The sequence below is a fragment of the Amycolatopsis sp. CFH S0740 genome (assembly GCF_004522315.1).
Taxonomy (GTDB): Bacteria; Actinomycetota; Actinomycetes; order Mycobacteriales; family Pseudonocardiaceae; genus Amycolatopsis; species Amycolatopsis nivea.
In genome coordinates, this window is record NZ_SDLS01000019.1 from 79,991 (window position 1) to 92,569 (window position 12,579).

Here is a 12,579-nt window from a genome sequence, read left to right on the forward strand (position 1 = left end):
GAGCGCCCGTTCCGCCGGGCGATATTTACGGAAGTTTAGCGACCAGCTCGCCGTCGATCTCCTTCGGACGAGCCGGTCGCGGAAAGACCCACCGCCGGTAACCGAACCAGCGGAACGCCGTGCCCGCCGCCGTGCCCAGGATCATCCCCGCGACGAAGTCGGCGATTTCCTGCGCCAGATACCCGATATGCGGCTCTTCGAGACGAAGCACGTACCGCGATACCAGCAGCGGCACGAGATTCACCGCGACCGCACCGGCATTGACCGCGAAGAACAGCGTCGCCTCTCGCAGCCGTCCGTGGCCGCCTCTGTCCACGAACGACCATTGCCGGGACAGGAAGTACGCGAAGGCCGTCGACGCGACCGTCGCGATCGCCAGTGCGGTCACCGGTTTCTCTTGCAGCACAGTGAGTTTGAGGCTGTAGTCGACCAGCACGGTGACCCCGTAGGCGGCCGCTCCGACGACGGCGAAGCGGAACAGTGCGCGCGGCCCGGGCACGGATCAGCAGTTCGACGTGGCCGGTTTGCCGGCGATCCGGTCCTTGATGAAGGACAGCACGTCGGCGTTGCCGGTGTAGACCAGCGTGATGTGGTCGGTGTCGTAGGTCTTCCAGGTCTCCTGGACGCCGGCGGCGCAGTACGTCTTGTGCAGGGCGTCGGCCTGCGCGAACTGCACCAGCTGGTCGCCGGTGGCGTGATACAGGAACAACGGGGCCTTCGGCGGGGTGGCGCCGAGCTTGTTCTCGGCCAGCCGAGCCGCCCACGCGGGCTGGATGTAGCCGGGACTCGTGGTGTAGTCGGCGATCTTCTGATTCGCGTACGTCGTCAGCAGCTCGAACGTGCACGCACTCTGCTTCATCTCGGCGAGCTTCGCACGGCCGTTGTCGCTGAGGAACGAATCGAGTTTCAGCTCCGGGTAGGCCTGGTCGAGGCCGAGCAGGGCGTAGGCGAAGACGCCGAAACCGAACTTGCCGTCGAGTTGCAGCGTCACCTGGACCAGGTCGGCGGGCACCCCGCCGGCGGCGATCCCGGCGAGATTCAGCTCCGGCGCGTACGACGGTTGCAGTTCGCCCGCCCACACCGCCGCGCCGCCGCCTTGGGAGTAGCCGCGGAAGACCACCTTCGACGTGCTGGAGAGCCCGGCGGGCGTGAGCCGTTGTGCCGCGCGGACCGCGTCGATCACGGCCGGGCCTTCGGACCGCCCCACGACGTACGTCGTCTTGGGGGAGCTTTGGTAGCCCTCGTAATCCGGGACCGCGACGGCGTAGCCCGCGTCGAGCAGGTCGTCGAGGCCGGGTTGCTCGTAGAAAGCGCCCATGTCGATCATCTTCGACGGAGCGCAGGCGAAGGCCGGACCGTGCGTGCCGGGGGCGAACGCGACGACCGGCGCGCTGGCCCGGTCCGCGTTCTTCGGCACCAGCACGGTGCCGGTGACCGCGTCCGGCTTCCCGAGTGCGTTGGTGGACAAGTACATCACCTGCCAGGCGTCGACAGACGCCTTGCGCGGCCCGGCCTTCGACGGCCGCCAGCGGATCACGTCGCCGGGTTTGCCCGCGGGCAGCGGGGAAGGCGGCGTGTAGAACGAGTCGTCGGGCGGGCCGGGGCTGGGCTCCGCCGCGGCGGCCGGGGCGAGCGCCGCGGCGAGGACGAGCGCGACCAGCGCGGCGAGCGCGCGGTGGGCGGTCACGAACTCGTCCCGTAAACGCGCTTGCAGGTGGGGGATTCGGCGAAGGCGAGGTTCAGCTCGGGGTTCGCCTTGAGGTCCTTGATCGGCCCCTCCGGGTCGGTGAGCTGGCCCATCGTCGCGTCGGCGGCGGCGATCGCCTGGTGCAGGCTCGCCTGGTCGTCGACCTTCGCCTGCTCCATCGTGGCCTTCGTCGCGGCGATCTTGTTCGTGGTCTCGCTCAGGTTGGCGGCGGCTTTGTCCACTGCGGACTGTCCGTCCGGGACGGGCGGCACGCCCGCCGCGCGAAGACCGCTCGCCATGTCGCCGAGTGCCGAGCCCAGCCGGTCGAGGAAGGCGACCATCGCGTCCCGCGTCTTGCCGGGCGCGGCGCTGTCGGCGGCGGGCGGCTGCGAGAGCTTCGCCGAGCCCGCGGCCACGCTGGTGCACACCTTGTCGACCCACGCGAGCGCCGCGGGGTCGGCGTGCCGGCCGGTGTCGGCGGGCGCGGCCGAGGAGCAGGCGGCGCACGAGATGAGCACGGCGGCCGACGTCGCCAGCACCGCGCTGTGCATTCTGTTCATGGTTTTCGAGGCTACGCAGCACGGTCGCGGACGGGCAAGAAAGGAATGCCCGATTGGCACGCGCATAAACATTTCCGGATTCGGTTTTGTCACCCGCGTCAGCGCCCCGTTCGTGCGGCGGTCGCGGGGAAAGTCGTCTGCGCCTGCTAGGAAAACGGCCCGCACGGCGTGCCGGGATGACAATTTGCCGGACTGCCCGGGAGATTTACGCGCCAGCCCTTGATCGGCGCTCTCCTCGCTCGCTAGCTTGCTGACCGGTAGCGATTACCGTTTTACCGCTCCGCCTTTTCGTATCACTGTTGATACCCGGAAGGACCATCGTGAGTCACCCAAGAGGCAAGAAGAAGACGGTCGTGGCCGCCGCGGCCGCGGGCGCGGCGGGGCTCGTCGCCGCCGCGCTGGTGGTCGGGGCCCAGGCCAGTGCCGCCGACCCGATCTCGCTGACCCTGAACTACCACTGCACCTTCCCGCTGGTCGGATCGCAGTCGCTGAAGGTGGTGATCAACACCGATCTGCCGCCCGCGGTGAACGCCGGGCAGGCGACCGGGGCGTTCGACATCAAGGCCGTGTCCACGATCAACGCGGACACGGTCAGCGGGCTCGGCCTGATCGGGGCCACGACCCTGGAAGGCAGCGCGACCGCGAGCGCGAAGGTGGCCGCACCCGGCCTCGACCTCCCGGTCAGCGTCCCGATCGCGCTGGACAAGACGAACATCCCGCCGTCGGGCGAGATGAACATCAACGCGACCGGCAAGACGCCGTCGCTCACGTTCACCCAGCCCGGCCAGGCGAAGATCACCGTGGGCGACCTCGCGCTCAAGGTCACCCCGCGCAAGGCGGACGGCTCGGTCACCGGGATCACCCCGGACGGCACCATCAACGCGCCGTGCACCCAGGACCCGGGCCAGAACAACACCCTCGCCACGATCACCATCAACGGCGGCGGCGGGACCTCGACCCCGCCGCCGACCTCGGACACGCCGCCCCCGACGTCCGACACGCCGCCGCCGACCTCGGCCACCCCGCCGCCGACCTCGGCCACCCCGCCGCCGACGTCGGACACGCCGCCGCCCGGGGGCACGAAGTTCGTGTTCGGCATCGACGGGAAGACCGCGCTGAAAGCGCTCGGCAGCACCGCGCCGATCAAGGGCGGTTTCGACGCCGACGTGGACATCGCGGCCAAGAAGTTCACCGGCTCGCTGAAGCTCGACGCGACCAAGACCGACTTCAAGCTGCTCGGGTTCCTGCCGGGCAGCGCGGACGTCAAGGTCGTGCAGAACGGCACGCAGAGCGGCGAACTGGTCGGCACCGGGTTCAAGGCGCACATCAAGTTCGACGTCTTCCTGCCCACGGTCAACCTGTTCGGCTTCCCGATCAGCACCGACCCGAAGTGCGGCACGGTCAGCCCGTCGACCAGCGAGATGAGCACCGGCGACGGTTTCGACCTGCTCAAGGGCGGGAAACTGACCGGGACCTACGCGCTGTCGGCGTTCCAGAACTGCGGTTCGTTCAACGACTGGATCAGCGCGTTCGCCAAGAGCGACGGCAACACGCTCGACCTGAACCTCGCCCGCCAGTAATCCGATCTGCCGGTCCCCGCCGCGCCGCGGCGGGGACCGGTGCCATGCCCTCGGAAAGGGGGAAACCGTGCCGAAAGCCCGGTGGTTGCTCGCGGCGGGTCTCGCCTGCCTCGCCGTCGCCTGCCTGGCTTCTCCCTCGGCCGCGGCGACGCAGGTCGACAAGAAGCTGAGCTACACCTGCCCGTTTCCCCTGATCGGGGAACAGAAACTGGACGTCGAGGTGAAGGCGTCGTTCGACGTACCGTCCGCACCGGGCGGCACGCTCACGACGTCGGGTCTCGCCGTCTCGGTGGTCGTTCCGGACAAAGCCACGCGCGGCTTGGCACTAGTCGGCGCAGCGGGCGTCGAGGGGACTGCCGCCGCAGAAGTAACGCTGGCCAACGGCTCCCTGACTCTGCCGGTAACCGTGCCGCTCACCGTGGCGAAGACGACGCTGCCGCAGTCGGGTCCGTTCACCGCTCAAGCGACCGGCTCGGTACCGCCGATAGTGGTCCCGAACGCAGGCAAGACGACGGTCACTCTCGGCGGCTTCAGCACCCGGCTGACCCCGAAGAAGGCCGACGGATCGTTCACCGGACTGGGCTCGTTCACCTCGGACTGCACACTCGACCCGGGTCAGGATTCGGTCCTGCTGAGCTTCGACGTCGGCACCACGCAGAGCGGCTACCACTACAGCCTCACCGGCACGACGACGGTGAAGGCATTGGGCACGACGGTGCCGCTCAACGGTTCTTTCGCCGTCACCACGGAGCCGTCTTTCAGCGACCGCCCGGCATTCGACCCGGCTCAAGCGGCGTTCAAGCTCTTCGGATTCGTGCCAGGCACCGCCGAACTGCGCTTCGCCCCAGACGGCGAGCAAACCGGCTCGTTGGGCGACGGGGGTTTCGTCGCGCACACGAGCCTCACGTTGGCGGTTCCGCAAGTATCGCTGTTCGGCCTGCCCGTCGCGGACCAGAACTGCCGCACGAGCGCCCCGATCCCAGTCGACTTGCGCACTGGCACCGGGTTCGCGTTGGCCGCCGGTGGCCCGGTGACCGGGATGTATGCGATCCCGCCGTTGACTGACTGCGGTGCCTTCACCGGGTACCTCAGCTCGTTGTTTCGGGGGGAAGGGAACGCTTTCGCTGTCGCGTTGACGGCACGGTAGACCCCGGGGGATCGGGAAGCGGGGCGCGGTGCTCGCCTAGGCTGTCGGGCGAGCGCCGTGTTCCGGCTGCGCGCGGGGTGGTCTCCGGCGGGTGAGTGGCGTCAACGCGAGTCCGGTCACGAGAAACACCGCTGCCAGGCTGAACCAGCCTATCTGGGTGCCGGTGCTCGCGAACCAGCCGAACAGGGACGGTGCGACGATCATGCTCAGGTCGAATCCCATGTTGTAGAAGCCCTGGTACCGGCCGAGCGCCGACTCGGGTGCCAGGTCGTAGAGAAAGCACCAGGAAGCGGTGCCGTACAGCACTTCTCCGCCTACGACGGCCAGCGCGATCCCGACGATCGCGGCGACAGCGATAGCACCGCGATCGGCGAGCGCCCCGACCGGAAACAGCACGGCAGCCGCGGCGAGGAGGAGCGCGCCGAGCCGGGCCGCCCTGGCTGCCGTCGGCACACCGGTCACCCGGCGGCTCACCGGGATCTGGCAGACCACGATGCCGCCTGTCTGCACGACCAGCGCCACCGAGACCAGCCACAGCGGGACGTGCATCCGGCCGAGAACCCACAACGGCAACGCGATGGTGATCATCGACTCCGACAACGTCAGCACGCCGTTGGCGATCGTCAGCAGCACGAACCGCCGGTCCCGCACCACGTTCGCCCGGCCCGCACCCGGCTCGTCCGCCCGCGCCGGATCCGTCCGCTTCGGCGCGAGGCGCTTCCCGGCTGTCCGAACCAGCATCCCGGCGACCACGAAAGTCATTGCCTCGACGGCAAAACTGACCCGGAACGCGACAATCGACCCGAATCCCAGCACCAGCGCGCCAAGGCTGAGGCCGACAACCATCGCGACATTGCTCAGCGATTTCAGCACCGCTCGGTACGGCACCCGATGTTCGGCATCGACAGCCCGTCCGATCAGCGCACCGATCACCGCCGCACTGCCTCGGCCGCATGCCACCAGCACGCTCAGCAGAACGAGCGCCACCCAGCCCGGCGCGACGGTGAAGCTCAAGGTGGCTATGCCCATCAGCCACACCAGCGCCGCGTAAACGGCGTGTCCGTCGCGCCGATCGGCCAGCCATCCCGCCAGCGGCCCCGCCGCGATCCCCACCACCGCGGCGACACTCATGCCCGCCCCGTAGACCGAGGGAGACAGGCCGGCGTAGCGGATCAGGTAGATCGCCAGCGAGGAGTAGGACAGGCCGGTGCCGAGGTAAAGGATCGCCATCGAGACCGCAAAGAACCGTTCCTTCTTCCCCCTGAGTTCATCCAGCGAGAGGGCATCCCGCAAAGACTTCATGGAGTGACCGTAGGGGCGGATGAACAGCCTCAACGCCGCTTCGGCGAAGTTTCGCGGACGACGAAGCAACGTACGCCGCTATATATCGTCCTAGGATATATGTGGAGCATGGTGCGAAGCCCGCACGCAGCGGAAGCACGAGCATGATCGGCGCCGAGACGAAGTACCGCGCCCTGGTCCGCGTCCTCCCGGCCTGGTACCGCGCCGACCGAGCCGAGGAGATGGTCGGAGCCCTGCTCGACCTGCATGACGAGCAGGATCGCAAGGCGCTGTGGAGCGAACTGTGGGCGGTGCTGGCGCTGGGCGTACGCACCCGGTTGGCAGCCCGGGCGGCACCCGCCCGAACAGTCGCCCTCGGTGATCTCGTGCGGCAGGTCGCGCTCCTCGGCCTGCTCTGGGACGTGCTCAAATCGGCCTGCAACGCCAGCAACACGCTCTGGATGCTCCGCACCCTCTCCGGCTCCTACCCGAGCACCTTCCGCGCCGCGCTGACGTCGGACCTGATCACCGAGCTCATCCCGCTGGCCGCCGCGCTGATCCCGCTCGTCCTGCTGGTCGACGGCTGGCGCCGCCTGGCGCGGGTCGCTTGCGTGACGATCCTGACCGCCGGCGCGATCTGGTTCCTGATCAAACATCCCAGCCCGGAAGCGGCCGCGTACTTCGCTCCGCAGTGGCTCCCGCTGGTGCTGTTGCTGCCAGCCTTCCACTCCGACGCCCCACTGCCCCCGACGCGACCGTGGTGGTGGGCCATCGGCGGAAGCCTGCTCCTCGCGCCCGTCCTCGCGCTCAGGTTCGGGCTCCCCGGCGGCCTCGACCGGCTCACCGGGTTGTCCCCGCTCGTCTGGCTGTGCGCGATCGCCGGAGCCGGCTACCTGCTGCTCCGGCTCCGCTCCGAACCACGCCCGGCATGGACGTTCGCGCTGGCCCTGTGCATCGCGCTGGCGTTGGTCCAGAACCTGGTGCTGAAGAACGGCATCATTCCGTTCGACGAGATAGTGCTCGCGCAGGTTTGCTCCGCCGGGGTGATCGTGGTGGCATTGACCGTCGTGGGGATTCGCGATTACCGCAGGGTTGTGGTGAAGCGCTGAGGTCGGCGGAGTCCCTGCGACACCGCGGTGAGCGCACCTTCACCCCGGAAACCGAGCCGAAAGCCATTCGCCGATCTCCGCCGCCGCCAGACTGGCCCCGGTAGGTTCGCCAGGCCGAAGCGGGCCGCCGAAATGGGTCCCCGGTACCTGACGATGCTCGACATCCTCGGCACCCAACGCAGCGACCATCGCTTTCGCGTCGTCAGGGAAACAAGCCGCGTCTCCGGTCAGTTCCACGAACAGCGACGGAGTCCGCACGCCCGGCGCGCAGCGCAGGAAGGACGCATTGCTCGTGTTCGCCGACCAGGTCGACAGCCACGCTTCCGGGGTCACCAGTCGGGCGAAGCCGACCAGGCCGTAGTCGGTCAGGTCGGGGCGGCGGCCGAACAGCGAGCCGTACGGGCGCTCGTTCGGGTCCAGGGACAGGTCGACGAAACGCAGGTCGGCGTCGGTGCGGTAGATCGTCAGGATCCGGGGTGCCAGTGACGCTCGGCGGTCCGCGGGGTCCTGGGTGGTCTTGAACCGGGCGCGGGCTTCGGCGGCGAGGGCGACGCGGGCGCGGGCTTCCGCGTCGATGCGGGCGATCCGGGCGGCTTGAGCTGTGCGGTAGCGCTCGATGAAGTCAGCGGAATAAGCCGAAGACGACGGGGGAGGGGCGAAACCGTTGGCGGCCGAGAACGGGTCCAGGTCTGGGAGCACAGAGAGCGGATCCGACTCGTCGGCGACTGACGGGTCGATCAGCCGTTGCAGCAGCGCGCCTTGGCCGGGGTGCGGGGCGAGAAACACGGCGCCGTCCGGGGCGGGCAGGTCTGCGGACGCCAGGTCGACCGGTCGGCCGGACGGGGCGGCGGTGAGTCGTCGTTCTGGAGGCAGTCCTGCTTGCTGGTGGTAGAACGCGAACAGGGTGCCGCCGCCGGAGTGGCCTAGCGTGACGCGCGCGGAGAATCCCTTCTCCCGCAGGAAAACCTGACCGGCGGCGACGTCCAGCAGGGCCTGTTCGTGGATCAGGTTCAGGTCGTTGTTCGGCGAGCGCGTGCCTTGCGTCCACACCGCGAAACCCCGTGCCACCAGTTCCGGGACGAGCACGTGGTGGGTCGTGTCCATCCGCGGATGCATGATCGACACGACGGTGTCGGCACCGGGCAGTGCGCGCAGCACGCCGGAGACTTTCGCACCGTCTAATGTGGTCAGTTCATGGGCGGAAGTGACGGTGCCAGAAGGGATTTCGACGTTGTCGACATACCGTCCGGCGCCAAGTCGCGCGGTCATCGTGCTTCCAACCGCAGCGCGTCCTTGTCCCACTGCGTGATTTTCGCGTCCAGCAGGCCCGCGATGCTGCTGTACCAGACAGCGTGCCGGCAGCCGGTGGCGCGGCGATCGATCACGATCGGACCCGGTGCGCTGAGTTTGAAATACGCGCCGACCCGGTCGACGGTGACGGTGTCGGCTTGGGCCGCGACCGCCACGATCGGCTGGTTTTCGGGAACATCCAACAAGAACACGGCAGTCATCGCGCGGGCACCTCCGCCGCCGAAGACCGCTCGACGATGAGTTCCGCCTTGCGGACCAGCAGTGCGTCCATCGACGGCGCCGGGCCGGACACGACGTCGAGGAGGGCGTCGATGGTGAGGTTCGCGTCGAGGTCTTCCTGCGGCGTCACCGGACGCAGTGCCCGGGTGATCTCGACCATGTAGCCGTTGGGGTCGTGCGTGTAGATCGACTCGATGGTCTCGTGCTGGATCTGCATTTCGACCGGCCACTCGCTCGCGTCGAGCCGGCGGCGGTACTCCAGGAGGTGCTCCTCGCTGTCCACGTGGATCGCGAGGTGGCGCGAGCGGATGAAGAAGAGCGGCACGTCTTCGGCGAACTTCGCGTACACGTCGCCCTGCGGGCCGCCGTCGAACTGGTCCAGCCCGAAGTAGTAGAAGAACGCGAGCCGGTCGTTGTTGCCGATGTCGAAGAAGAAGTGGATGAAATCCGGGTGCTGCTCCGGGCCCCAGCCCGCGGCGCAGATCGAGTGCACCACGGGGAAACCGAGGGTGTCCCGGTAGAAGCGGACCGTCCCGGCCGGGTCGAACGTGGGGAAGGCGACGTGGTCGACGCCCTTCACCAGGTGTGTTTCGGACATGCTGGTTCTCCTTTCCGGCGGTATCAGACAGTGGCGCGGGCGCGCAGGAGACTGCCCGCGCCGTCGATCGAGACGTCGAGGCCGAGGCTGCGCAAAATGCTGTACGCGCCGGCGGTCGCGGCGGAGAGGACGGGAATCCCGAACTCCTGCTCCGCGGGTTCGATCAGGCTGAGCGAGGGCATCTGCACGCAGCAGCTGAGCACCAGAGCGTCCACATCGGACAGATCAAGCGACCGGGCGGCCGCCATCACCCGTTCGCCAGGGATGCAGCCGACCTCGTTGTTGTCGGACACTTCGAGCGCCCGCCAGCCGGCGATCTCGAACCCCTCCGCCTCGAGATAGTCCACGACCTGCTGCGCGAGCGGCTTCAGGTACGGCGTCACCAAGGCGACCCGCCGGGCGCCGAGTGCGCGCAGACCTTCCGTCAGCGCACCGGCGCTGGACCGGACGAGGGCCTCGGACCCGCCGGTGGCGAGCTGCTCGGCGACGGCGGACTCGACCCGCCGGTGCTCACCCGGGCCGCCGACCATGACGGCCACCAGGCACGCGTACAGGATCACCTCCGGCGAAGCGTCCGCGATCTCCAGGACGCATCGCTCGCGCTGGGCGTTCATCGCCGCGAGGCCTGCCGGCGAGACGGTGTGCATGCGCATCCGCGTCGAGTGGAACGAGAACTCCGCGGAGGGGTGCCTCGCGAGGAGGGCCGGCATCTCGGTCTCGACGGTGACGTTGCTGCTCGGTACGACGAGCCCGATCCGGTGGGTGCTCATGCGGGTCCCCTCACTTCCTTGCGTCTACGACGAGTATTCGACGCTCATGTAAAACAGTCAAGTCGTCCGCGCAGGCAGAGGGCGATGCACACATCCCCTTGACTTTTTCTGCGCAAGCGTCGAATAATCGTCATAGTAGTCGAACCAGTGATCTGGGTCACCTAGGATCGTTCAGCTCAAGGGAGAGCGGAGCTCATGGCATACGTAATCGGAGTGGACGTCGGCGGCACGTTCACGGACGCCGTCCTCGACGACGGCGAGGGCCTGGTGCTCGCGGGCAAGACCGCCTCCACCCCGCCGGACTACTCGGACGGCGTGATGGACGTGCTCGGCGTGCTCGCGGAGCAGCTGGGCGTCCCGGTGGCGGAGATGCTGTCCCGCACCCACCACATCGCGCACGGCACCACCTCGTCGCTCAACGCGCTGGTGATGAACCAGGTCCCGGACATCGGCTTCCTGACGACCAAGGGCCACCGCGACTCGATCTACATCATGAACGTCGAGGGCCGCTACCTCGGGCGCGCGCCGGAGGAACTGCAGAACCCGATCGGGCAGAGCAAATCGCACGGGCTGGTCCGCAAGCGCCACGCGCTGGAGGTCACCGAGCGCGTCGACCGCGACGGCCGGGTCGTCGTCCCGCTGAACGAGGACGAGGTCCGCGCCGCCGTGCGCGCCATCGTCTCCGACGGCATCTCCGCGATCGCGGTGTCGCTGCTGTGGTCGTTCCGCAATCCCGCGCACGAACAGCGGATCCGGGAGATCGCGCACGAGATCGACCCCGGCCTGTTCGTCGCGATCTCCAGCGAGGTGTCCCCGCGCATCCGGGAGTTCGCGCGCAACGCGACCACCATCATGAGCACCCAGGTCGGCCCGGGCCTGCGCGACTACCTCGGCGAGCTGGAGAGCAAGCTGCGCAAGAAAAAGCTCGCCGGTCCGCTGCTGGTGATGCAGAGCAACGGCGGGGCCGTCGCCGCTTCCGAGGCTCCGGGCAACGCGATCTCCACCGTCGGCTCGGTGCTCACCGGCGGCGTGGTCGGCGCGGTGTCGCTCGGCGAGCAGCTGGGCCACCGCAACATCATCGCCACCGACGCGGGCGGGACCACCTTCCTGGCCGGGCTCGTCGTCGACGGCGAACCGGTGCGGTCGTCGACCACGATCATCAACCACCATCCGATCAACGTGCCCACCCTCGAGGTGCACGCCATCGGCTCCGGCGGCGGCGCGATCGCGTGGATCGACGCGGGCGGCAATCTTCAGATCGGCCCGCACAGCGCGCAGGCGGTCCCCGGCCCGGCCTGCTACGGCAACGGCGGCACCGAACCCACCAACACCGACGCGAATCTGGTGCTGGGCATCATCCCCGAACGCGGCCTGCTGGGCGGGCGGCGCGCGCTCGACGTCGGACTGGCCCGCGACGCGATCCGTACCCGCATCGCCGAACCGCTCGGGCTGAGCGTCGAAGAAGCCGCCGCGGCGATCTACGAGGTGCAGAACGCGCAGACCGGCGACCTGCTGCGGAAAACCGTGGTCGAGGCCGGACACGACCCGCGCGACTTCATCGTCTACGCCTTCGGCGGTTCCGGCCCCGCGCACTGCGGCCGGTACGCGCAGGAGATCGGCGCCACGGACGTCGTGGTGCCGCTCGGCCAAGTCGCTTCCGCGTTCTCCGCGTACGGGCTCGCCTCGTCGGACATCGTGCTGGCCAAGGAACTTTCCGACCCGGCGGCGCTTCCGCTCGACCCGGTCCGCGTGCAGCGCAACTTCGAGGAGCTCGAGTCCGAGGTCCGCGAGATGCTCGAACGTCAGGGCATGCAGTTCTCGGCCGTCGAAATCGAGCGCGAGATCGACATGCGCTACACCATGCAGCTGGCCGAGGTGGCGACCCCGATCCCCAGCGGCGACCTGGCCGCCGAGGACGTGGCGAAGGCGGCGGATCTCTTCGAAGCCCGCTACGCCACGCTTTTCGGGCAGGACAGCGGATTCCGCGAGGCCGGCATCCAGGCCATCACCTACCGCGTCCGCGGCACCGGCGTCCTGCCGTTCTCGCCGACCCTGCCCGAACTCGAAAAGGCGGACTCCGCGGACGCGTCCCCGGCGCTCACCGGCACCCGGAAGGTGTGCCTCGGCGCGAGCCAGGGCTACGCCGACACCGCCATCTACGACTACACGAAGCTCCGCGCGGGCCACGTGCTGCGCGGTCCCGCGGTGATCGAGGTGCCCACCACCACCGTCGTGGTCCCGCACGGCACGACCGGGACCGTCGACCGGCTCGGCAACCTGCACATCGCTCTCGACCAGGCCTGAGCCCCAAGGAGAA

At 68.8% G+C, this 12,579-nt stretch carries 12 protein-coding genes; 4 read left to right on the forward strand and 8 right to left on the reverse strand.

The window, feature by feature from the left end; all coding sequences use genetic code 11:
* Positions 1 to 25: 25 nt before the first annotated feature.
* Genes EIZ45_RS28485 through EIZ45_RS28495 form a run of 3 tightly spaced genes read right to left on the reverse strand, consistent with a single transcriptional unit; the run spans position 26 to position 2,247 of the window.
* Complete coding sequence (locus tag EIZ45_RS28485; RefSeq protein ID WP_134666797.1) at positions 26 to 499, reverse strand: GtrA family protein; 474 nt, start codon at positions 497 to 499, stop codon at positions 26 to 28.
* A 3-nt stretch (positions 500 to 502) separates the two neighbouring features.
* Positions 503 to 1,687, reverse strand: a complete 1,185-nt coding sequence (locus tag EIZ45_RS28490; RefSeq protein ID WP_134666795.1) for a lipase family protein — start codon at positions 1,685 to 1,687, stop codon at positions 503 to 505.
* A complete protein-coding gene (locus EIZ45_RS28495) occupies positions 1,684 to 2,247 on the reverse strand; it encodes a hypothetical protein (RefSeq protein WP_238605386.1) in 564 nt (187 codons plus the stop codon). The genes EIZ45_RS28490 and EIZ45_RS28495 overlap by 4 nt, the downstream gene beginning before the upstream one ends.
* Positions 2,248 to 2,567: 320 nt before the next feature.
* On the opposite strand from EIZ45_RS28495, the gene EIZ45_RS28500 reads away from it, so the two are divergent.
* Both EIZ45_RS28500 and EIZ45_RS28505 read left to right on the forward strand, forming a co-directional pair.
* Positions 2,568 to 3,827, forward strand: a complete 1,260-nt coding sequence (locus tag EIZ45_RS28500) for a DUF6801 domain-containing protein (RefSeq protein WP_134666793.1) — start codon at positions 2,568 to 2,570, stop codon at positions 3,825 to 3,827.
* A 67-nt stretch (positions 3,828 to 3,894) separates the two neighbouring features.
* Complete coding sequence (locus EIZ45_RS28505) at positions 3,895 to 4,974, forward strand: DUF6801 domain-containing protein (RefSeq protein ID WP_134666791.1); 1,080 nt, start codon at positions 3,895 to 3,897, stop codon at positions 4,972 to 4,974.
* Positions 4,975 to 5,010: 36 nt separating this feature from the next.
* Here the strand turns inward: EIZ45_RS28505 and EIZ45_RS28510 are convergent, their stop codons facing one another.
* Positions 5,011 to 6,276: an MFS transporter gene (locus EIZ45_RS28510; protein WP_134666789.1), complete on the reverse strand. Its 1,266-nt coding sequence runs from the start codon at positions 6,274 to 6,276 to the stop codon at positions 5,011 to 5,013.
* Positions 6,277 to 6,419: 143 nt separating this feature from the next.
* Between EIZ45_RS28510 and EIZ45_RS28515 the strand changes: the two genes are divergently transcribed.
* A complete protein-coding gene (locus EIZ45_RS28515) occupies positions 6,420 to 7,364 on the forward strand; it encodes a hypothetical protein (protein WP_240690790.1) in 945 nt (314 codons plus the stop codon).
* Positions 7,365 to 7,403: 39 nt separating this feature from the next.
* On the opposite strand, the gene EIZ45_RS28520 is transcribed toward EIZ45_RS28515, so the two are convergent.
* Genes EIZ45_RS28520 through EIZ45_RS28535 form a run of 4 tightly spaced genes read right to left on the reverse strand, consistent with a single transcriptional unit; the run spans position 7,404 to position 10,262 of the window.
* Positions 7,404 to 8,633, reverse strand: coding sequence for an alpha/beta hydrolase (locus tag EIZ45_RS28520; RefSeq protein ID WP_134666787.1), 1,230 nt, complete (start codon positions 8,631 to 8,633; stop codon positions 7,404 to 7,406).
* Complete coding sequence (locus tag EIZ45_RS28525; RefSeq protein WP_134666785.1) at positions 8,630 to 8,875, reverse strand: hypothetical protein; 246 nt, start codon at positions 8,873 to 8,875, stop codon at positions 8,630 to 8,632. The genes EIZ45_RS28520 and EIZ45_RS28525 overlap by 4 nt, the downstream gene beginning before the upstream one ends.
* On the reverse strand, positions 8,872 to 9,492 hold the full coding sequence (locus tag EIZ45_RS28530) for a VOC family protein (RefSeq protein ID WP_037812693.1): 621 nt from the start codon (positions 9,490 to 9,492) through the stop codon (positions 8,872 to 8,874). Before EIZ45_RS28530 ends, EIZ45_RS28525 begins: the two co-directional genes overlap by 4 nt.
* Positions 9,493 to 9,515: 23 nt before the next feature.
* Positions 9,516 to 10,262 (reverse strand): maleate cis-trans isomerase, encoded by a 747-nt coding sequence (locus tag EIZ45_RS28535; protein ID WP_134666783.1) that lies wholly within the window; start codon positions 10,260 to 10,262, stop codon positions 9,516 to 9,518.
* Positions 10,263 to 10,457: 195 nt separating this feature from the next.
* Between EIZ45_RS28535 and EIZ45_RS28540 the strand changes: the two genes are divergently transcribed.
* Positions 10,458 to 12,566 carry a hydantoinase/oxoprolinase family protein gene (locus EIZ45_RS28540; protein WP_134666781.1) on the forward strand — a complete coding sequence of 703 codons (2,109 nt, stop codon included), beginning with the start codon at positions 10,458 to 10,460 and terminating at the stop codon, positions 12,564 to 12,566.
* Positions 12,567 to 12,579 lie beyond the last annotated feature (13 nt).